Below are 20,440 nucleotides of genomic sequence, written 5' to 3' on the forward strand. Positions count from 1 at the left end.
GAAAGGAGCCCGAACCGAATGTTTCTCATCGGAGCCTGGTTTTCCATCTTTGGTCTGGTATTCACCTTCAATCCCAAGAGGATCGGCGAGAAGCTCATCCGGCTCAATTTTCGCGCGGGCGGCATGCGCCTGATGGTGAGCGAACGCTACCTGGCACGCAGGCTGGGAATCATGTTCCTCGTCGGGGGTGCCGGGCTCCTGGCAGCTCAGCTGCTGCTGACCCTGGGGGTGGACAAGAGTGTGCTCAAGACCTTGCTGCCCATAGCAGGCTTGGGCCTCTTCGTCCTCGTCGGCTCAACCATCTACGCGGTCTACAGGGCTTCCAGCCGAGACGGTTCGTAGGCCTACTCACCGCCAGTTGCCCGATCACCCACCGCCACCCTCTGCAACAACCCCCACGTGAACTCCGCGACGCACTTCCACCGCACCCCCTGACCATCCGGCGCCGTGAACGCCAGCCCCCAGCGGGTCGGGGCCGTGCCCTCCAGAGGGCGGGCGGGGGCGAAGGCCCGGGCCGCCTCGTCGACCGTGCAGGACCAGGGAGTGAGGTCGTCGAGAGTTGTCAGGGAAGGGCCCTCCGCCCCCGGCGCGCGGATCAGCCACTCGTTCCACACCGCTCCGTTCGGGGCCAGGAGCACCTCGAAGCGCAGGTCGGGCCAGAGGGGGAGGGGCCAGAGCCACGCCTCGCACTCCAGGTCGCCGACCTTGCGGGTGATGACCGACTCCGGTGTGCCCAGGACCGAGCGGTAGCGGGAGGCGGCGGCGCGGGCCCGCGGGGAGCGGATCATCGCCTGCCAGCGCTTGTTGGCCTCGCGCATGTCGGCGATCGAGGCGCCCAGGGTGTGGCGGGCGTCCTCGACCAGGTCCGGGTTGTGGTCGGCCATGCGGCGCAGGAGGACCAGTTGGAAGTCGCGCGGGGTGAAGGGGCTACTCGGACTGTTTCCTGAGGGCATGGTGTTCATCGTCGCGCACCCTCCGTTCGCCCGGGCGGCGGCCGTCCGGGAGGAAGAGGACCGAGTTGACGTACCGGGGCCGGTCACGGAAGGGCAGGACACGGCGCAGCAGGCCGTGTGCGACGACGTAGGAGGCCGCCGACTGGTGGGCCTCCAGCGGGAACGCGGACAGCGGCACCCAACTGTCGCCGGGCAGCACCCAGCCGTCGTAGCCGAGCAGGGACAGGTACGTCACCACCGGCGCGATCGGCTGGATACGGGACTCCAGCTCGACGAAGAGGGCCGGCCGGTCGCGCGTCAGGATCGCCTTCGCCCCGCGCAGCACCGCCAGCTCGTTGCCGTCCACGTCGATCTTGATGAAGCCGACCTCGCGCAGGCCCAGGTCGTCCAGGGCCACGCAGCGGACGTCGAGGGCGTGGCCGTGGATGTCCCGGCGGACCAGGGACGACACGCCCCGGTCGCCCGCGTCGTCCGGCGGCAGCCACAGGCGGGCCGTGCCCGGGCGGTCCGAGGCGGCGGCCTGGATCACGCGGACGTTCGCCGGGGCCGCCGAGGTCAGCAGCCGCGCCAGGTGGGGCACCGGTTCGACGGTCACCACCTTGCGCGCCCGCCCGGACAGGCGCCGCGTCCAGGGGCCGTACCAGCCGCCGACGTCCACGGCCGTATCGCAGCCGGACGGGCACAGGTCCGCGAGCCGGGCCAGCTCCGGTTCGAAGCGCGGGTACACCGCTCGGGCGGCCGCGGCGACCAGCCGGGTGGGGAGGAGGGGGGCAAGGCGAGCCGCCCAGGTGCGCGCCGGGCCCGTCATGGAGTCATCCCCATCCGCTTCAGCAGGTTCTCGTGCTCGTCGTCCGTGACCTGCTCCCCGGAGGCCGGCAGCAGCTGCGGAATGCCGTCGACGATCGGGTAGCGGCGGTGCAGACGCGGGTTGTAGAGGACCTCCATTTTCGCCGGCCCGTCCGGTACGACGAGGTGCAGCGGCCCCTTGTCGAGCGGGCACGCCAGGATCTTCAACAGCGGGTCGTCGGGGTTCATGGTGTCAACTCCTTGGCACCGAGGGAGGGTTGAGGCGACGGCGCCTTGTCGTGCTTGGGCATGCCCAGCAGTACGGCGATGGCGAGCGCGGTGCCCGCCAGGCGCAGCGCGAGCCTGAGCGGGTCCTGGGGCAGCGCCTCGCCGAACGAGAGCGTGCCGAGCACCGCCGTGAACAGACACGTCACCGTCGTGCACACCGGCACGATCAGCGAGGCCCGGCACCGCTGGAGCGCCGCCTGCGACAGGACCAGGCCGAACGCACCGGTGAACAACAGGAGATAGGGGTACGGGGAGCGGAGCAGGTCGAGCAGGGCCCCGCCGAGGCCGTCCCCCGTCAGGTAGCTCGACACGCCCTTGATCGCGAGTGAGCTGACGCCGTACAGCAGGCCCACGGCCACGCCGTACTCCACGCCCGTGGTCGGTGCGCGGTGCCGGTGGCGGGCGCGGCGCTCGGCGGAGTTGTACAGCCACACGCCCGCCGCCAGCGATGGCACGCACACCAGCAGGATCAGCGGATAGGGGGCCTCCTGGCTCACCTTGTCCGAGTCCTCCCGCAGCGACAGCACGACCATGAGCAGCGCGGCGAGGATCGCCCCCAGCGCGTAGCGCTCGCGGCCGGTGGTCTCCTCGCCCAGCAGCCGGGCGGACAGCAGCACGAGCAGCACCAGGCCGGAGACGAAGATGCCCTGCGCGGCGGCGATCGGCAGCGTGCGGTAGACGGCGAGCTGCGCCCCGAACCCGGCGGCGAGCGAGAGCGACCCGCCGATCCACAGCGGGCTGCGCAGCACCAGCCCGAGCAGCCGGACCGGGCGGCGGACCGTCACCGTGGGCAGGGCGGCCAACGCCCGTTTCTCCAGGACGAATCCGGTGCTGTAGAGGACGTTCGCCACCAGGGCCGCTGCCACTCCCCACCACATGGTCTACGTCCTTCGGGCGTGCAGCAGCAGGATCGACGCGAGGGACGGTCTGGCACACGCCAGCCGGTCCAGTGGCCGCAGCGGACGCGGTACGCCGTGGAAGGGGGCCCCTGCCAGCCGTACGACCTCGAAGCCGGCCGCGGCGACGAACTCCCGCAGCGCGCGGGCGGTGTACAGCCGCAGATGCCCTACGACCTCCCGCCCCGGCCGGCCGTGAATGGCCCGCAGGCTGACCTCGGAGAACACGGGCTGGACGCCGGCCAGCAGCAGGGCGCGGTTGTACCAGGCGGCCAGGTTCGGGGTGGACAGCATGAGGTGGCCTCCCGGGCGCAGCACCCGGCGGATCTCGTCGAGCGCGGCGTCCGGGTCGACGAGGTGCTCGATCACCTCGCTGAACAGCACGGCGTCGGCGGACCCGGCGGCGAACGGCAGCCCGGCGCCGGTGAGTTCGCCGCGGATGGGGTACGTCAGATGGGCGCGGGCGCGTTTCAGGGCGTCCTGGGACCAGTCGACGCCGATGACGCGGTGGCCGGTGAGGAGGGGGGCCGCGGTGGCGGCAGCGGTGCCGTCGCCGCAGCCGATGTCGAGGATCGTCTGCGCCCTTCCTGCGGCCGAACTCCCAGTGCCGGAACTGCCGGTGGCGGGACTCCCGGTGGCGGGACCGAGGGCGGCGGCCAGCATGCGCGCCTGGCGGAGGGAACGACGGGTGCCGGAGGCGACGGGCACGGCGGGGTTCTCGTAGAAGTCGCGGAGGTCTTTGGGGAGTTGGGTGGTGCTGGTCATGCGCTCACCTCCGTCGTGTGCAGGTAGTGCTCGAAGAGGTCCCGCAGGTGGGCGCCGTCGCCGTGCCCGAGCAGCGAGCGCGACCAGCGCAGGGCCAGGTGGAGGCGGCCCGCGGTGGAGGCGGTGGTGACGGTGAGGCCGCGGGGCATGCGGGCGGGGGCGGAGAACCAGACGGCGTGCGCGCGGCCGGCTTCCTCGCCGAAGTCCAGCGGGTACGGGATACGGCCGATGTTGCTGAGGAGGGTCGTCGACGTCCAGGGCGCTGCTGCCCTGCGCAGGCCTCGGGTGAGGGCGGCCCGCCAGGCGACCGGGGTGACCGGGGCGGTCAGGAGGGCGGCGCCGTGGCCCAGCTGGGGGCGGGGCAGGGACTTGAGGGCGCGGGTGCGGATCGCCGTACGGCGCAACAGGTCGGGCAGGTCCGGGTGGTCCAATTCGCCCGGCGCGAACGGGACTTCGACCAGGCGGGTGCCGTTGCCGATGGGCATGGTGGTGTCCCGGGGGCGGTCGTCGACGGGCATGGTGATGCGCAGGGGGCGGGGACGGGCGCCGTGTTCCCGGTTCCAGTGGGCGATGGTGAGGGCCGTGGAGACCATGAGCTGGTCGTTCACGGTGTAGGGGGAGCCCTTGGGGCGGTGCGGGAGGGAGAGTTCGGTGACGAGGAGGCCGTTGCCGGCGGAAGGTTCGGGGGCGCCGGGGGCGACTCGGGCGGGCCTGGACCAGTTGGAGAGGGTGTCCGGGGGGCCCTGCGGGGGTTCGGGGGTGCGGACGGGGGCTGCGGCGGGGGCGTTGTCCCGGCCGCCGTACAACTCCGCGGCGGTGGCCAGGACGCGGAGGCAGGCCGGGCCGTCGAGAGCGGTGTGGTTCATGGTCAGGAGCAGGACCGTCCCTTGGGAGCCCGCGCCATCAAGATGAGGACCCACCACCTCCAACCGCACCGGCGGCGACACCGACAGCGGCGGCGCCTCGACCAGCGCCCGCGTCCGCGCGTCCCGCAGTGCGTTCGGCCCCGGCGCCGGAAAGCTCACCACCTCCGCATCCGGCTCGGCCGTCAGCTCCCACTCGTAGCGGCGCCGGTACCAGCGCCCCGGCGCCTCCCGCATCAGAATCCGCGGATGCCGATGCAGGGCCTCCGTGAACGCCTTGCGCAGGCGCCCCGGATCCAACTGCCCCGGCAGATGCACCTCGATGTGGACCGTCTCCGGCTCCTCCTCCTGGAGACAGTGCCGGGCCACCTCGTCCACGACCGGGAACGGGATGCGCGTGGGTACCATCACCTGGGCTCGCCCCCCTCGACCGGCGGCAGTTGCTGAGTCGGCGCCTCCGATGCCGGAGGCCGCTGCTCCCGCGCACTCACCAACCCGGCGAACAACCCGATCAACGCCAGCAGTTGGGCCGTCGGCCCGAACGCCCCCTCCTCGGTCCCCACCGGCTCCCCGGCCCCGGTCGCCGCCGCGATCCCCGCGCCCGCGAGGGCCACGAACGCGATCGGCACGAGCAGCCGGTGCCGCCGGTACGCGACCAGGGCCAGCGCCGGAACCAGCAGCGCGAACCACCCGGCGATCACCGCGCCCACCAGCGTGAGCGCCACTGTGCCCAGCCACAGGCCGGGCGGCGGCGGGAGTGGCTGCGGGTCGTCCGGGTTGGGGGAGCGCCGCCGCCACAGGACCAGGCCCACCAGCGCGGCCAGCCCCGCCCCGCTGCCGATCAGGCCGCCGTCGTACGTGGTCGCGGGCTCGTACGACAGCTTGATCGTGCCGCCCGCCCCCGCCGGGATCCGCCAGCCCTGCTGCCAGCCGTCCAGCCGCACCGGCGACAGTTCGCGGCCGTTCAGCTCGGCCCGCCAGCCGTCGTTGAAGTTCTCGTACGTCGTGACATAGGAGGCGGCTCCCGAGCCGACCGTCACCTCGCGCTCGTCGCCCAGCCAGTCCCGTATCCGCAGATCACGGTCGAGGGGGGTGGGCGTGGTGACCGTGCCGCGCGTCAGCGTCACGTCGGTGAGGGCGAGCGGGCCCGCGTCCCCGCCCTCGACCCGGTGAGAGCCCGCCGTCAGCTCCAACTCACCGTCGCTGCGCCCCTCCTGGCAGAGCGTCACATCGACTGCCCGGCGCTCGGTCAGGTCCCGTACCTTCCCCCGCACGCTCGTCTGGTACAGCTCCCCGTCCACCGCCAGCACCGGCCCCTGCCCGCACGGCAGGGAGAAGTTCCGGTTCGGCTTCGGCTGGGGCGTGCGGTACTGGTCGAGGGCCGGGAGGTACGCCTCCGTGAGACCCACCGGCAGTTGCAGGTCCTCGTCGGCGACCGGGTTGTGCAGGGTCATCGGGGCCGTCTTGGTGATCGTGATGTCGAGACGGTCCGTGGTGATCGCCGGGAAGCGGGCCGCGCCGTTCTCGTCCACGCCGGCGATCGCCGCGCCGTCGGGGGAGCTGATGTCCACCTCGGTGGGCCGGGCGGACAGGCCGCCCGCCGGGGCCAGGACCACCTCGCTGATCGGCTGCTTGCCGGTCCAGCGCAGGTGGAGGGTCGGGCGGTCGCCCGCTATCCACGCCGTCGTCAGGTCGCCGTCGGTGAGGTTGCGCGCCGACAGGCCGGCGCCGAGGTTCGCCGTGGAGTCGGCGGTCGCCGTGATGCGGTCCTGCTGGTCGGGCGCGATCTCGTACAGCATCCGGTCGAGTTCCTCACCCGCCACCGGCACCGCGCTCGCCTTCACCTCGTACGTCCCCGCCGTCGCCGTCGAAAAGCTGCGGTGCAGGCCCGCCTCCGTGCCCGTCGGGGAGAACCCGGCCGGGTCAGCGGCGCGGTGCAGGGAGACGAGCTCGGCGGCGGCGTCCGTGGTCCGCGCGTCCGTGGGAAGCCGCAGCAGGCGGGTCACCTGGACGTCCGGCAGGTCGATCTCGGAGAAGCCCGCCCCCGCGAGTCCGGCCCGGCGGGCCACCGAGTCGACGATCGTCAGCTTCATCCAACTCGTCGCACCCGCAGGGGCCTTGACGCTCTGCGTCGAGCCGTCCGGACGGAGATAGCTGGTCACCGACCCCTTGTCCGTCTCCACCCGCACCCGTGTCGCCGCCGACCGCACGCTCTCCTGCGGCAACGGCGTGACCTTGAACGACGACGGCATGTCGTACGCGTCGTCGGAGAAGCCGACCCGCAGCCACTGACCGTTCGGCGAGCCGGCCACGCCCTCCGTCCACGCCGTCTCCGGGTTGCCGTCGAAGGCGTTCACCGGGTCGAACTGCGGAAGGTGGAAGAGCCAGTTGCCGTACGAGGATGCCGTGACCGTGCGGGCGCCGCGCAGTTCGGCGACCGTCTGGTGGTCGAGGCCCGCGGTCGGCAGGATCTGGTGCGGCTCTTCGCCGGGGTCCTGGGCGGCGCCGGACGCGTTGCGTTCGTCGCGGGTGTACGTGTACGACGTATTCGCGTTGACCAGCCCGAACCGGGTGTCCGCGCGGCGCAGCCCGTCGCCGACCACCTGGAGCGGCGGAGTCCCGAGCCCGGGGTGGTTGTCGCCGGTCAGCACGGTCGCCCGGCCGCGCAACTGCGACGCCAGCGGCAGCAGCGCCTCCGGGCCGCCGGAGACGACGGCCGTGTCGGCGACCGGCATCAGCCCGGCCTGCCCGGGCCGGGCGACGTCCTCGCTCGCCGGCCGGTAGATCTCCACCGCCCGCTGCCTCGGATACAGCCCCTCGACCTGGAGCGGGGTGTCGTCCGCGATCCGGCCGCCGGTCATGACCGGGCCGAGGCCCGTCACCCGCTGGTAGCCGGACTGTTCCAGGGCCCGCTTCACGGTCGTGGTCGGAGTGGCGCCGATCTGGTCGGGGTCGAGATCGTTGCGGACGACGACGTAATAGACGCCCGCGCGGCTCAAGTAGTCGGCCAGGCCGGGGACTTCGCCGCCCGTCAGCAGGGCCTCCTCCACCGCGTCCATGGCACGCCGATTGCCGGGGGTGCCGAAGGGGACGTAATCGCGTTGCGCCCAGCGGGAGTCGGCGAGCACGTCGAGGGGCTGGTCGATGGGGGAGCCCCAGGTGTAGATGCCGTGCGCGGTCGCCGGGACGACCAGGGCGCGCGAGTCGGGGGAGTACTTCTCCAGCCAGTCGGACGTGGCCTGCCAGTACTTGGGCAGCTCCTGGAAGGAACCCGGGTTCAGGATCGAGCCGTTGAGGTACGGCCACATCAGCCCGGGCAGGATCAGGACCGCCGCGACCAGCGGCGCGAAACGGCGGCCACGCACCCGGCGGGCGCCACGCGCCTCGGCGGCCACGCCCACCAGGTGGGCCACCCCCAGCACCAGAGCCAGAGCCAGGCCCGCCTGGAACTTGTAGATGTTGCGGAAGGGCGCCAGCCAGCCGTCCAGCCAGCCCTGCACGGTCTCGTGGAAGGGTGCGCCGAACGCCCCGCCGTACCCGGCGAGGAGCACCAGTACGGCCGTCAGCACGGTCAGCACCAGCCAGCGCCGCTCCGGCATGTCACGCCGGGCCAGGCCCGCGAGCCCCAGCCCGGCCGCGAACGCCGAGCAGAGGATCACGACCACGGCGGACGCCACCGTCCAGCCCGCCGGCAGCCAGGCCTCCACCAGATGCAGATAGGCGACCCAGTTGCCGCCACCGCGCAGCGCCTCGGTGGCCGACATGGTCTCCGTCGTCGTCTGCGAACTCTCCACGTACGGCAGGAAGTTCTCGCCGTAGGTGCCCAGCAGCAGGAGCGGGATCCACCACCAGGCCGTCGCCAGGATCACGCCCGGCACCCACCAGGCGATCAGCTTGCGCTGTCTGGGCCCGGGCGGGCGGGAGAGCAGGTAGAGGCCGGCCGGCAGCAGGGCCGCCAGGGTCGAGGCCGCGTTGACGCCGCCCATGAACGGGACGATCAGCGCCGAACGCAGGGCGGCGATCCGGGCGCTGTAGCGCTCGTCGGCCAGCGGCAGCAGCACCCAGGGCAGGAACGCGCCGGGCAGCGCCGCCGCCGACGTCGACCCGACGACCACGGTGAACACCGGCCACAGCGCGTACGCCACCGCGGCCAGCAGCCGGGACGCCCCGTTGCCCACGCGCAGCCGCTCGACCAGCCGCAGCGCACCCCAGAAGGCGACCGACACGACCAGCGACAGCCACAGCCGCTCGATCAGCCACACCGGCAACTGCACGGCGTGGCCCAGCCAGTAGAACGGCAGCATCGGCCACAGGTAGCCGACGTACTGGTCCTGGATCCCGCCGAACGAGCCCTGGTCGTGCCACAACTGGCCGAGATCCGAAAGGAACCTGCCCGGATCGACGGTGACGCCGAGCTTGGTGTCAAAGGTCTGCCGGCCCGGGTGGACCGCCAGGAACAGCACGAACACCACGGCCCAGAACCCCAGCAGCCAGCGCCGCGACCGCGGGCCCTGCGGCGGTCCCGCCATGATCGCGGTGCTCGGGACAGCTGCCGGAGGAGGGGCCTGGACCGTGGACGTCGTCATGGTGGACACCGCCGGAGGATGAGGAGGAGGTTCCAGGTGGCGACCTCGCGGATCCCGGGCACTTTCACCACGGTCTCCGCGAGGAAGGGCCAGTAGCGGGAGCGCGCCGAGACGACCTGGACGTCGTCGCGGGCGCGCACCTGCCGCAGGGTCGGGCCGATGTGCACGGCGAACAGGTTCTCGCCGAGCGTGTGCTTGGCGGCCCTTCCGGTACGGCGCCGGTAGCGGGCCCGTGCCCGCTCGGCACCCAGGTAGTGCCAGGGCGCCCACTCGTGACCGCCCCACGGGGACAGCCAGTTGGTGAACGACAGGTAGATCAGCCCCCCGGGCCGGGTCACCCGCGCCAGCTCGCTGAGGAAGGTCTGCGGATCGGCCACATGCTCGAGCACGTTGGAGGAGAAGGTGACGTCCGCGACCCCGTCGCGCAGCGGCAGCAGATAGCCGTCGGCGATCACCGTCCCGTCGGGCGGCTTCGGCCCCAACTCCCGTACGTCCGGCTCGAAGAGATGAGCATCGGCGCCGCGCCTGCGGAACTCCTCGGTGAAGTGACCACTGCCGCCCCCGACGTCCACGACGATGCGACCGGCCACGGGACCGTCGTAGGCCTCGACCTGGTCGACGGCGTCCCGGGCAAGCAGCGAGTAACAGCCGTCCGGATCCTCCTGCTCACGCAGGAAGGCCCGGAAAAGGGCAAGAGAGCGCCGAAAGGAGGGGTCCTTCAGCGCGCCCCCGTAGGGGCGCGGGGAACTGCGCGACCAGCCACGAACAACCGGCACTCGCGAGACGGATTTGCCGCCACGGCGCATAGGCGTCAAGGCACCCAGCCCCTCACCGCCTCCGAGGCCACCGCACGAAACTGCCTCACCGTACGGTCCCACCGATACCGAGCCGCCCGATCACGCGCAGCCTTCCCCATCAGCTCACGGCGGTGATGGGACAAAGCGAGGGTGCACCAGGCCGCCGCGAACGACGACTCCCCCTGCGCGAGAACACCCGTCTCACCATCCACGACGGAATCACGCAGCCCAGGTACGTCGAACGCGATGGAAGGCGTCTCGCGGGCGGCGGCCTCGGTAACCACCAGCCCCCACCCCTCCACAGCCGACGGATGCAGCAACAACCAGGCCGAACACAGCAACCGATGCTTCTCGGCCTCGGAAACATGCCCGGTGAATTCGACCCCCGCCCCAGCCAGCGCAGCGAGCCTCTCCCGCTCGGGCCCGTCGCCGACGATCACCAGCCGGCCGCCGGTGACCGGCCGCACCCGTTCCCACAGCCGCAGCAGCAGATCGATGCGCTTGTACTCGACGAGTCTGCCCACCGCCACGAACAGCGGTTCCGGTGAGCGGTCGGCGCGCGGGCCCGGCTCCTCCACGCCGTTGTGCACGACCCGGATGCGGTCGCGTTCGACGCCGATCGCGCGCAGCGCGTGGGCCGTGGAGGGGGAGACGGCGACCAGCAGATTGCGGTGCTGGGCGGCACCGGCCAGCGCCCAGTGCTCGAGTCTTCGGCCGATCCGCGCGGCCGGGGTCAGCGGCCCGCCGAACCGCATCTTCCACAGGTCGGTGTGGACATGGTTGACCAGGCACAGGGTGGGGCCGTGGTGCCACAGGGGCGCCAGGTACGGCATCCCGTTGCAGACCTCGACCAGCAGGTCGCAGTCGCCGATCTGGCGGGTGAAGGCGGAGCGGGCGCGCAGGTAGTGGCCGAACTCGCCGCCCGCCGACACGACCCGGTAGTCCCGGTAGGAGGCGGGCCCGCCGCACAGCAGGGTCACCTGGTGGCCGAGCCGGGTCAGTCCGTCGGCGAGGCGGTCGACCAGCAGCTCGGAGCCGCCGGCGGCCGGGTTGTCCAGATCTCGATGGGCGAGGAAGACGATTCGGCGCGGTGGGGGGAGCGCCGAAGGGTGCTGCGACGCCCGGGGAGACGCGGCATGCAGCGAGGAAGGCACGTGCTGGGGCATTGGTGCTCCAACTCGTCTCAGGGTGCGGAACTCAGCGTGGGGGAAGAGGGTTTGCGTATCTGTGGGGGATCTGCGTACTTCTTGCGAGGTGGGTGTGGGCGGGCTGTGTGCGGGTGGGGTGGACAGTTTTCGCCCAGCCGTTCCCCACGGCTACTCACGGAGGTGACAATTTCCGGCTTTGTTGGAGCTGACGCCACGTCACATCGTGAGTGGGACCCGGGGCATATCGGGAGTTTCCTCCGCATCGGGACGCCGACGTCCCCGCACCACCAAAACGCCCCCCACGACCGCCAGCACGAACCCGGCCACAGCCGCACCGATCGGCAACGTCTCGCCCACCGCTCGCAGTTGACCGCTGTCCTTCTTCGCCTGCCGCACCGCTTCCTGCTGCGTCCCGGTGGTGAAGGCGAGCTTCCGGCTGTCCAGCAGCACCTGCGCGTCCTTCTTCGCCCCGGGCGCCCGCAGCGTCCGCTTCGGGCCCACCTGCGCGTAGATCACCCGGCCGGTGGCCTGGTCGACGATCAGCTCGATGCCGTGGTTGGAGTACCACTCCTCGGCCAGCACCTGCGGCCGGCCCGGCTGGTCGACGATGCTGCCCGGCACCAGCCGGGTGCCGACCTTCGAGGGCGGGACCGTGCCGGTGAACCGGTAACCGGTGTACCCCTGGACCTTTTCGGTACCCCGGTAGCTCAAGGTGACCGTAGAGCCGAGGGAGTTGTCCCACCAGCGGTAGGAGCGCTTCTGCACGTCGAACGGGAACTTCAGATAGGCCTCGCCCTCGATGTACGGGGTCTCCTCGCAGCAGTGCACCGGCCTGGTCGTCCTGCGGTCCATGACCCATCGGTGCGGGATGAACTCCAGCGCGTCGTGCGGATCGGCGGCGGGCAGCGACTTGTCCGTGTCGGCCGTGGTCGTCACGTCCCAGACGGCGGCGCCGCTGCGCTCGCTGTCCTCGACGTCGCCCCGCACCCGCTGGGTGATGGTGATCGCTTGGCCGGGCACGGTCTCCAGCTCCTCGGTGTCGAAGACGCTGCCCGTGCCGCGGTAGACGGCGGTGGTGTCGATGTCGATGGGATTCACGGCGGCCCGCGGTTCCACGTACCAGGCGAGCAAGGGCGCCAGTACCAGCAGAAACGTGCCGAGTCCCAGCAGAATCAGGGAAATTGGTGAGGTTGTACGGCGCATCCGGATACTCCAGGGCGTGTGGTGGAGGAGTTCGGGCCGCTCTTTGAGGCGGGAACGGTAAGCGCCCCTTGACGGAGTGTCAATGCTTGTCGACACTGGGCCGACAGGCAGGGGTGGGACACCGGGCTGGCACGACCTCCGTACAGATCCGTACAGAGAGGCTGACCCTGCGATGCCCAGACTGCTCGCCGCCGCACTCACCGTCGTACTCGGCGCCGCCCTCGCGGTGGGCGCCGCGCTCGGTCTCGTCGCGGTGCTCGAAGCGACGCCCGACCAGCCCAACACTCCCTTGATCACGTACGAGCAAGCAGGCCAGGGGAGTTGACCCGTGCCCGCCCGCTCTCCGGCCGTCACCACCCGCTCGGCCTGGCAGGACGTACCCCGCATCCAGGTCCGCCGGTTCGCGGCGACCTCCATGGCCGAGGCGCCCGCGCTCGCCGAGGAGATCCTGCGCGAGATCCGCCGCGAGTACCCCCATCTGCCCGAAGTCCTCGACGAGTCGGGCGAGCCCATGGCGCTGATCGGCATCCGCCGTGCCATCGAGGTCTTCGTCCAGCACCTGGAGAACGCCGACTTCTCGACGGGCCGCCCGACCGTACCGCCCGGCGTCTTCCAGGAGTTCGGCCGGGGCGAGGGCCTGGGCGGGCGCAGCCTCGACTCGCTCCAGGCGATCTACCGCATGGGCGTACGGCTGGCCTGGCGCCGTTTCGCCGACATCGGCCAGCGCGTCGACATCCCGCCGCCGGCGATGTACGAGCTGGTGGACGCGGGCTACGAGTATCTGGACGGCCTGGTCGACCAGTCCGTACGCGGCTACGCGGAGGCGGCGGCGCGGCAGGCCGGGGAGCGGCTCAGGTTGCAGCGCCGCCTGATGGAACTCCTCCTCGCCGAACACCACCGGGGCGACCCGGCCGACGCACTCACCGAGCGGGCCGCCCGGATCGGCTGGGCCCTGCCGGAGAAGGTCGCGGTGGGAGTGCTGCTGCGCCCGGCGCGGGAGGCGGTGGCGCCCGCGGTGGGGGAGGGGGTGCTGCTCGACATGGAGTACGAGCAGCCCCGCATGGTCGTGCCGGAACCGGCCGCCGCCGGCCGCCCGGAACTGCTGCACCGGGCGCTGACGGGCTGGGCGGGAGCGATCGGCCCGCCGGTGCCCCTGGCCGACGCGGCAAAGTCACTGCGCTGGGCGGAAGCGGCCGTAGACCTGATGGAGCGGGGCCTGCTGCCGGCCGGGGAAGTCCTGTACTGCACCGAGCACACGGAGGCGCTGGTCCTGCTCCAGCCCGAGGAACTGATCGACGACCTCGCCCTGCGCTGCCTGGCCCCCCTCACCCACTGCGGCCCCACCCATGCCCGACGCCTCGCGGAAACGCTGCTGGCGTGGCTGGAGACCCGGGGCGGGGCGCCGGAGGTGGCGGCGCGGCTGGGCGTCCATCCTCAGACGGTCAGGTACCGGCTGCGCCAGATCCGCGAGCTCTGGGGCGCCGAGATCGACGACCCGGACCGCCGCTTCGAGCTCGAACTGGTGCTGCGGGCACAGCGGTTGCGGGGGACGCTGGGGGAGGGGCGGCGCGGCTGAACTTGGGACGACCGGGGTGCGGGGCGCCCTGCGAGCGCCCCGCACCCCGGTCGGCAGATCAACCGGCGTCAGGAGATCAGCGGCGGTTCTGCGAACGCACCCGCAGGCGGGGCGAGAAACGGACCGCTGCGACACCCAGTGCGGCGAGGGCAGCCGCCGCGCCGGCCATCAGGCCGATGCCGCCCGCACCGGTGCTGGCCAGGCCGCCACCGGTGGGCTGCGGCGAGTTGCCGGAGCCGTTGTCGTCCCCGGTGCCACCTGTGCCGCCGGTGCCACCCGTGCCGTTGCCGGCGGAGCCGGTCGGGCTGGGGGTGGGGGTGGGACTGGGCGACGCGGACGGGTCGGTCCCGGCCTTCTCGACGACCTCGACGGTGAAGGTGGCGGACGCGCCGCCGCCGACCGTCGCGGTGACGGTGTACGTGCCGAGCTCCGCACCGGCGACCAGCTCCGGCGCCGTGACCTTGCCCTCGGCGTCGGCCGTCTCCCGGACGCCGGAGGACTCGCCCTCGAACTCGGGCAGACCCGAGCCGTCGCCCTCGACGCGGAAGTCCACCTTCGCGCCGACGGCCGGCTTGCCCTCGTCGGTCACCAGGGCCTGGAGCGCCTCGGCGAAGGGCTGACCGGGCTCGGCCCGCTGCTTGTCGCCCGCGAGGACCTTCACCTCGTTCGCCAGGTTCTTCATATGCACGAGGAAGTCCGTCGAGAGGCCGCCCGGCGCCGTCGCGCGGATGGTGAAGTCGCCCTTCTTGCTGCTGCTGGTGTAGATGGGCGGTGTCTCCACGTGGCCCTGGTCGTCGGTGGCCACCACCACGGACGTGTCTTCGCGCTGGCCGAAGGTCATGCCCAGCTTCGCCGGGTCGTCGATCGCGAACTTCACCGAGACGCCCTCGACCGGGTCGCCGTCCTTGTCCCGGACCACCGCGGCCGTCGGCGGGACCTCGTCACCCGGCTCCACGGACTGCTCCGTGGCGGAGGCCGGGCTCAGTTCCGCGGGTGCGGCGGCACCCTTCCACTGGACCACCACTCGGCCGTCGCCGCCGGGCGTGCTGGTGATACCGCCCTCGCCGATCCCCATGGTCACCGGGTCGGAGTTGGGCGACCAGAACGGGTCGTCCTTCGCGGCCGGCTTCGTCCTGTCGCCGCCCAGCAGCCGTACGTCGCTCACCCGGGCCGGGTCGGCGTAGCTGGAGCCGCCCCCGCCGCTGCCGAACTCGTCGGAGCCACTCGCCCCGGCGCCACCGCCGCCGCCCGCGTAGCCGGCACCGCCGCCGCCACCGCCGTCCGGCCCGCCGGCACCGCCGCGGCCGCCCGCGGACAGGTCGCCGCCCGAGCTGCCGTTGCCGCCGCCCGCGCCGGCGGTGTCCTTGTTCGCGCCCTTGCCGCCGGCCGCCTCGAATCCGTCCTGGCCCTTCTCGCCGCCGGCCGCGCCGCCGTAGCCCTGGCTGGACACGGTGCGGCCGTTGGCCGCGCCGCCACCGCCGCCGGCGATGATCAGCGCCTTTCCGCCGCTCGTGCGGACGGCGCTGCTGGCGCCGCCCCGGCCGCCGCTGTTGCCGCCGCCGGCACCGCCGAGCGCGTCGCCGAAGTCGCGGAGGCCGGCCACCGCCACGGACAGCTTCTCGCCGGGCGCGACCTTCAGCGTTCCGGCGGTGTACCCGCCGGCGCCGCCGAAGGCCAGGGCGGTGCCGTCCCCGCCCCCGCCCCAGGCCCGCACGTCCAGCGAGGCCACGCCGGACGGGACCTTGAAGTTCTCCCTGGCCCCGGTCGCGTCGAACTGCCGGCAGCCGGTGAAGCCCGCCGTCGGCTCGCACACGCTGCCCGCGACCGCGCTCCCGGCCGCCGCGGCCGGCACCGCGGCCCAGCCGCCCCCGGCGCCCAGCGCCACCAGGGCGACCGTCGCCGCGCCACGTCTGAGGCGGGCACGGCGCAGCTCAAGGGAATCCCGCTTCATTAACCACTCCATAGCTCGACAACCACTCCCTGGCTCGACAAGCTCCCCCCAAGGAGCTCCAAAAGGTGACTAAAGGATCATCACCATATCTCCACGAGTAAGACCAGGGAGCGGAGAAAAGGTTGTACAGGTGAGGTGGAAGTGACGGCGCCCGCCCATTGCCCGGGCAAACGCTCTATGACTAGCCTGTGTTCGTCATGCCGATCGTCTGTTGAAATTTCGAACACAGGCGCCTTAGAAACAAGAGAGGGGGCCGGTCGTGGGACGCCTTGTACCTGCCGTGACCCGAGCTCTCGACATTCTTGAGCTCTTCCTCGACGGTGACGGGACGCTCTCCGCCCCCGACATCGTGCGCAGGCTCCAGCTGCCGCGCACCACCGTGCACGAGCTGGTCACCACGCTCGCCGCCCGGTCGTACATCGTCCAGGTGCCCGGCCAGCCCGGACGCTACCGGCTCGGCGTACGCCCCTACCAGCTGGGCAGCCGGTACGCCGAGCAGCTCGACCTCGCCGCCGAGGGCCAGCAGGTCGCCCGCTCGGTCGCCGAGACCTGCGACGAGACCGTGCACGTGGCCATCCTGGAGGGCACCGACGTCATCTACATCGCCAAGGTCGACTCCACGCACGCCGTGCGCATGGTGTCGGCGGCCGGCCGCAGGCTGCCCGCCCACTGCACCTCCGTAGGAAAGATGCTGCTGGCCTCCCTCCCCGATCACGAACTCACCGCGCGCATCCCACAGGACGCCGACCTGGTCGCGATGACGCCCAACAGCATCACCGACCCGGGCGCCCTGCGCGAGGCCCTCGCCGAGATCCGTGAGCGCGGCCTCGCCGTGGAGAGCCGCGAGTCCAACCCCGACGTCTCCTGCGTGGCCGCCCCGGTGCAGGACCGCACCGGCAGGGTCGTCGCCGCGCTGTCCATTTCGGTGCCCATGATCCGCTGGAGCGACGAGCGCCGCACCGAACTGGAGCAGCTCGCCGTCAAGGGCGCCGCCGAACTGTCCGAGCGACTTGGTTACCGGAGCGTGGCATGACGAAGGAAAACACGACGTACCCGACGACGTACGAGGTCGCGGTCAGCGCGGAGGCGGCCCTCGGCGAGGGCCCGACCTGGGACGCTCAGGCCGGCCGGCTCCTGTGGATAGACATCCTGGGCTCCCGGATCAACACCTACGACCCCGCCTCCGGCCGCCGTACGGTCCGCACGACCGAGCAGCACGTCGGCGCGGTCAAGCCGCGCGCGGGCGGCGGGCTCGTCCTCAACCTGCGGGACGGCGTGGGGCTGCTCGACGCGGAGGGCGAGTTCAGCTGGCTGCGCCACGAGCCCGTCCCCGGCCGCCGCGCCAACGACGCCGCCGTCGCACCCGACGGCTCCCTGTGGGCCGGCACCATGCGCTACGACGAGGCGACCGGCGGCGGCACGCTGTCCCGGATCACCGGTGACGGCTCGGCCGAGGTCGTCCTCGACGACGTGACGGTCAGCAACGGCACGGGCTGGAGCCCCGACGGACGCCTGATGTACTACATCGACACGCCGACCCGCCGCGTCGACGTCTTCGACTTCCAGGACGGCCGGGCGCTGAACCGGCGACCTCTGGTGGAGATCGAGGACGGCGCGGGCTTCCCCGACGGACTCACGGTCGACGCCGACGGCTGCGTATGGGTGGCCCTGTGGGACGGCTCGGCAGTACGCCGCTACACGCCGTCCGGCGCCTTGGACCGCGTGATCGAACTCCCGGTACCCCGCGTGACAGCCTGCGCCTTCGGCGGCCCCGACCTGACGGACCTGTACATCACGACGGCCCGCACAGGACTCACGGCACCGCATCCGGTGGCGGGTTCGCTGCTGGTGGTACCGGGAGCGGGGAAGGGCTTGGCACAGCCGCCCTTTGCCGGCTGAGAGACGGTTTCGGCAGCGCCCCAAAGGGGCGCGGGGAACTGCGCGGCGCGAGAACCCCGACGGCGCCGCAGACGAACGACGGCCAACAACGCCCAGGCTCAAACGCCGCTCCCGTCCAGCTTCCGCAGGATCTCCCGTTCCTGAGTAGTCAACGGCGGCCCCTCCAGCCGCGGCAGCAACGCCCCGTTCAGCACAGCCAGCACGGTCGCGGGATGCAACAGCCGCCCCGGCCCCGCGACCATGCTGGTCACGTCCCACAGCGCGGCGGCCGCCCGGTACGACCCCGTCGCCGCCTTCGTCAGGCGCCGCGAGTACCGCGTGACCAGCCGATCCGCCGCGTTCGGCTGCCCGCCCCGCGTCTGCGGATACCAGACGTCCTGCCCCACCGCCAACGCCCAGGCCGCGTCGACCGACCGCGCGGCCCCGCGCTGCACCCGCCGGGCCAGCCCGGGCGCGCCCAGGCCCGCCTGCCGCACCTCGTCGCCCAGGAACCGCGCGCCGATCGCGGCCACCGCCATGCCCTGCCCGTACGCCGGGTTGAACGTGGCCAGCGCGTCGCCGAGGACGACGAAGCCCTCGGGCCACTCCCGCGCCTTCTCCAGGTACCGCCGGGCGTTGCTGGTGCTGCGGCTGATGTGCACGTCGGTCAGGGGCTCGGCGCCGGAGACGAGCTTGCCGACGATGGGGTGCGGCAGGTCGAGGATGTAGCGCAGGAAACCCTCCGGGTCGGCGGGGGGTTCGCCGCCGCGGGTGCCGGCCAGGCTGACCATCCACCGGCCGCCCTCGATGGGCAGCACCATCCCGCTGCGGCCCGGCCGGTTCACGTACGGATCGGCCTGGACCATGGTCAGGGGGAACCGCTCGGCGCCCTCGGGCACGCGGTAGACGCGGGTGGCGTTGACGAGACCGGAGTCGACGGTCCGCTCCCGGATGCCGCTCACGCCGAGGCTCTCCAGCCAGTGGGTGACACGCGAGCCGCGGCCACTGGCGTCGACGACGAACTCGGCGTCAAGTGCCGTATCGCCTTCGGGAGTTGACAGACGCACACCGGTAACCCGCCCGCTGTCACCGGTGAGTTCGAGAACCTGTGCCTTGCGGATCTCGACCTTGGTGTGGGCCAGTACCGCCGCGCGTACCGCCCAGTCCAGCAACGCCCGGCTACAGGCGAGCACGTGGGGCCCGTCATGGCGCCAGCGCCGGAACCAGCCCTCCGGGGTGAGCGCCAGCATGCCCGAGCCGAGGGGTATCTCATGGGCCCCGGCGGCGAGCAGGTGCCGGCGCATGCTCACGCCCGGCACCAGGTCCTCCATGGCGTTCAGGCCCCCCGCCATCAGTAGATGCGCGTGGCGGCCCTGCGGGAGCCCCTTGCGGTGGTCGGGTCCGTCGGGCAGGTCGTCGCGCTCCAGGACGATCACTTCGTCCACGGCGCCGGACAGCGCGGCCGCGGCCAGCAGGCCGGCCAGACCGGCACCGATGACGACAGCTCTCCGCGTCATGAGGCTCCTCGTGTTCAGCCAGAGGTGGCCCTCACCGTACTCCCCGGTACGGCGTCGACGCGGGCCGAACCCGTGATCGCCTGCGCCAACTCCAGGAGCCCACCGGTGCCGCAGCCCTCGGTGGCGTGGAGGCGGTACGTACTCGCCGTGGCCTGGGGCGCCTCCCGGTCGGCGGCGCGGCGGGCGGCGTCGGCCACCATCGCCGCCTCGGCCGCGACCCGGGCCTCGTGCGCGGAGCGGCCCTCGCGGCGGGCGGCTTCCAGGGCCCGCTCGCGGACCCGGTCGTCGAAGTACGGGGCGAGCGCCAACAGGGCGTCGTGGATGGACACTTCGCGCCAGCGCAGCCGCGCCCGGGGCGGCTGCCACCAGACGCTGGGCGGCTTGGGCGCGATGGACGCGAACCGCACCCGGGACCACAACTCGCCCAGCCTGCGGTGGTCTTCGAGGCTGTGCCAGTGGACGAGGACAGCGGGCAGCAGCCTTGGCACGACGAAGCCGGCCGACCAGATCAGCGCGCCGAGCGCGGCCATGGGCGGGGCCACGCCGGTGGACAGGACGTCGAGGTCGTGGCCGGTCCAACGTGCCACGACCGCCACGTACTTGGTGAACTGGAAGCCCACCACGTCCAGCAGACAGCCGATCAGGATCAGCCGCAGCCCCGTCCTTAACAGGCCGGTGACCTCGCGGCCCCACTTGACGCACACCGCGCATATCGCCAGCGTCGCCGCGCTGTGCCCGAGCAGGTAGAGCACGATCATCTCGCGCATGAACGGCGTGTTCGCGTAGTACGTGTCGAGGTCGGAGAGCCGTTCGACGTCCGCGTCCGCCAGCGTGAACAGCACGACGATGGCGACGATCAGCACGGCGTAGGCGGCGACTGCGCGCAGCACCAGGCGCCGGATCCGCTCGGCGGAACCGCCCCGCCAGTTGATCAGCAGGATGAGTAACGAACAGCTGTACGCGGAGAGCATGCCGTAGGTGAGGGGGGCGCCGAAGTTCGCGACGCCGGTGAGGTCGTTGACGGCGGCCAGGGTCAGCGGCGCCGCGCAGACGAGGGCGAGGGAGCCGAGGACGATCGCCACGCAGGTGGACACGGTCAGCGGGTTGCGTACGGGGGTGCGCGGCCTGCTGCGGAACAGCACGACACCGACCGATCCGAAGACCGCGGCGGCCAGATACACGACGAGGCTCATGCCCGGGAACTCCGTTCGGACGATCGTGCGGCAGTGGGGG

18 protein-coding genes are annotated in these 20,440 nt (G+C 72.3%); 5 read left to right on the forward strand and 13 right to left on the reverse strand.

Going from position 1 to position 20,440, the window contains the following annotated elements:
- The first annotated feature begins 18 nt into the window (after positions 1 to 18).
- A complete protein-coding gene (locus AB0I77_RS02885) occupies positions 19 to 342 on the forward strand; it encodes a hypothetical protein (RefSeq protein ID WP_363280476.1) in 324 nt (107 codons plus the stop codon).
- 2 nt (positions 343 to 344) lie between these two features.
- Here the strand turns inward: AB0I77_RS02885 and AB0I77_RS02890 are convergent, their stop codons facing one another.
- The 10 genes from AB0I77_RS02890 to AB0I77_RS02935 form a co-directional block, all read right to left on the reverse strand.
- Positions 345 to 953 carry a hypothetical protein gene (locus AB0I77_RS02890; protein ID WP_363280477.1) on the reverse strand — a complete coding sequence of 203 codons (609 nt, stop codon included), beginning with the start codon at positions 951 to 953 and terminating at the stop codon, positions 345 to 347.
- On the reverse strand, positions 928 to 1,761 hold the full coding sequence (locus tag AB0I77_RS02895; protein ID WP_363280478.1) for an FkbM family methyltransferase: 834 nt from the start codon (positions 1,759 to 1,761) through the stop codon (positions 928 to 930). The genes AB0I77_RS02890 and AB0I77_RS02895 overlap by 26 nt, the downstream gene beginning before the upstream one ends.
- Positions 1,758 to 1,988 (reverse strand): Trm112 family protein, encoded by a 231-nt coding sequence (locus tag AB0I77_RS02900; RefSeq protein ID WP_363280479.1) that lies wholly within the window; start codon positions 1,986 to 1,988, stop codon positions 1,758 to 1,760. Before AB0I77_RS02900 ends, AB0I77_RS02895 begins: the two co-directional genes overlap by 4 nt.
- Complete coding sequence (locus tag AB0I77_RS02905; protein ID WP_363280571.1) at positions 1,985 to 2,893, reverse strand: hypothetical protein; 909 nt, start codon at positions 2,891 to 2,893, stop codon at positions 1,985 to 1,987. Before AB0I77_RS02905 ends, AB0I77_RS02900 begins: the two co-directional genes overlap by 4 nt.
- Before the next feature lie 15 nt (positions 2,894 to 2,908).
- Complete coding sequence (locus tag AB0I77_RS02910; protein WP_363280480.1) at positions 2,909 to 3,688, reverse strand: class I SAM-dependent methyltransferase; 780 nt, start codon at positions 3,686 to 3,688, stop codon at positions 2,909 to 2,911.
- Complete coding sequence (locus AB0I77_RS02915) at positions 3,685 to 4,959, reverse strand: condensation protein (RefSeq protein ID WP_363280572.1); 1,275 nt, start codon at positions 4,957 to 4,959, stop codon at positions 3,685 to 3,687. The genes AB0I77_RS02910 and AB0I77_RS02915 overlap by 4 nt, the downstream gene beginning before the upstream one ends.
- Positions 4,959 to 9,137 carry a DUF3367 domain-containing protein gene (locus AB0I77_RS02920; RefSeq protein WP_363280573.1) on the reverse strand — a complete coding sequence of 1,393 codons (4,179 nt, stop codon included), beginning with the start codon at positions 9,135 to 9,137 and terminating at the stop codon, positions 4,959 to 4,961. Before AB0I77_RS02920 ends, AB0I77_RS02915 begins: the two co-directional genes overlap by 1 nt.
- Entirely contained in the window at positions 9,134 to 9,859 is a 726-nt protein-coding gene (locus tag AB0I77_RS02925) for a class I SAM-dependent methyltransferase (RefSeq protein WP_363280574.1), read from the reverse strand. The genes AB0I77_RS02920 and AB0I77_RS02925 overlap by 4 nt, the downstream gene beginning before the upstream one ends.
- A gap of 89 nt (positions 9,860 to 9,948) precedes the next feature.
- Positions 9,949 to 11,100 carry a glycosyltransferase family 4 protein gene (locus tag AB0I77_RS02930; protein ID WP_363280481.1) on the reverse strand — a complete coding sequence of 384 codons (1,152 nt, stop codon included), beginning with the start codon at positions 11,098 to 11,100 and terminating at the stop codon, positions 9,949 to 9,951.
- 198 nt (positions 11,101 to 11,298) lie between these two features.
- A complete protein-coding gene (locus tag AB0I77_RS02935) occupies positions 11,299 to 12,285 on the reverse strand; it encodes a DUF3068 domain-containing protein (RefSeq protein WP_363280482.1) in 987 nt (328 codons plus the stop codon).
- Between the two features lie 172 nt (positions 12,286 to 12,457).
- Here AB0I77_RS02935 and AB0I77_RS02940 point away from each other — a divergent pair, with 172 nt between their 5' ends.
- Both AB0I77_RS02940 and AB0I77_RS02945 read left to right on the forward strand, forming a co-directional pair.
- On the forward strand, positions 12,458 to 12,610 hold the full coding sequence (locus AB0I77_RS02940) for a hypothetical protein (protein ID WP_363280483.1): 153 nt from the start codon (positions 12,458 to 12,460) through the stop codon (positions 12,608 to 12,610).
- 3 nt (positions 12,611 to 12,613) lie between these two features.
- Positions 12,614 to 13,861 carry a helix-turn-helix domain-containing protein gene (locus tag AB0I77_RS02945; protein ID WP_363280484.1) on the forward strand — a complete coding sequence of 416 codons (1,248 nt, stop codon included), beginning with the start codon at positions 12,614 to 12,616 and terminating at the stop codon, positions 13,859 to 13,861.
- Positions 13,862 to 13,937: 76 nt separating this feature from the next.
- On the opposite strand, the gene AB0I77_RS02950 is transcribed toward AB0I77_RS02945, so the two are convergent.
- Positions 13,938 to 15,812 carry a hypothetical protein gene (locus AB0I77_RS02950; RefSeq protein WP_363280485.1) on the reverse strand — a complete coding sequence of 625 codons (1,875 nt, stop codon included), beginning with the start codon at positions 15,810 to 15,812 and terminating at the stop codon, positions 13,938 to 13,940.
- Between the two features lie 259 nt (positions 15,813 to 16,071).
- On the opposite strand from AB0I77_RS02950, the gene AB0I77_RS02955 reads away from it, so the two are divergent.
- Positions 16,072 to 16,845 (forward strand): IclR family transcriptional regulator, encoded by a 774-nt coding sequence (locus AB0I77_RS02955; protein WP_363280486.1) that lies wholly within the window; start codon positions 16,072 to 16,074, stop codon positions 16,843 to 16,845.
- On the forward strand, positions 16,842 to 17,711 hold the full coding sequence (locus tag AB0I77_RS02960) for an SMP-30/gluconolactonase/LRE family protein (RefSeq protein ID WP_363280487.1): 870 nt from the start codon (positions 16,842 to 16,844) through the stop codon (positions 17,709 to 17,711). Before AB0I77_RS02955 ends, AB0I77_RS02960 begins: the two co-directional genes overlap by 4 nt.
- A 98-nt stretch (positions 17,712 to 17,809) precedes the next feature.
- Here the strand turns inward: AB0I77_RS02960 and AB0I77_RS02965 are convergent, their stop codons facing one another.
- Both AB0I77_RS02965 and AB0I77_RS02970 read right to left on the reverse strand, forming a co-directional pair.
- A complete protein-coding gene (locus tag AB0I77_RS02965) occupies positions 17,810 to 19,207 on the reverse strand; it encodes an FAD-dependent monooxygenase (RefSeq protein WP_363280488.1) in 1,398 nt (465 codons plus the stop codon).
- 14 nt (positions 19,208 to 19,221) lie between these two features.
- The gene (locus tag AB0I77_RS02970) at positions 19,222 to 20,400 is read right to left on the reverse strand and encodes an MAB_1171c family putative transporter (protein ID WP_363280489.1); all 1,179 of its coding nucleotides are present in this window, start codon (positions 20,398 to 20,400) and stop codon (positions 19,222 to 19,224) included.
- Positions 20,401 to 20,440: the final 40 nt, after the last annotated feature.

Origin of the sequence: Streptomyces sp. NPDC050619, assembly GCF_040654815.1 — a bacterium.
GTDB lineage: Bacteria > Actinomycetota > Actinomycetes > Streptomycetales > Streptomycetaceae > Streptomyces.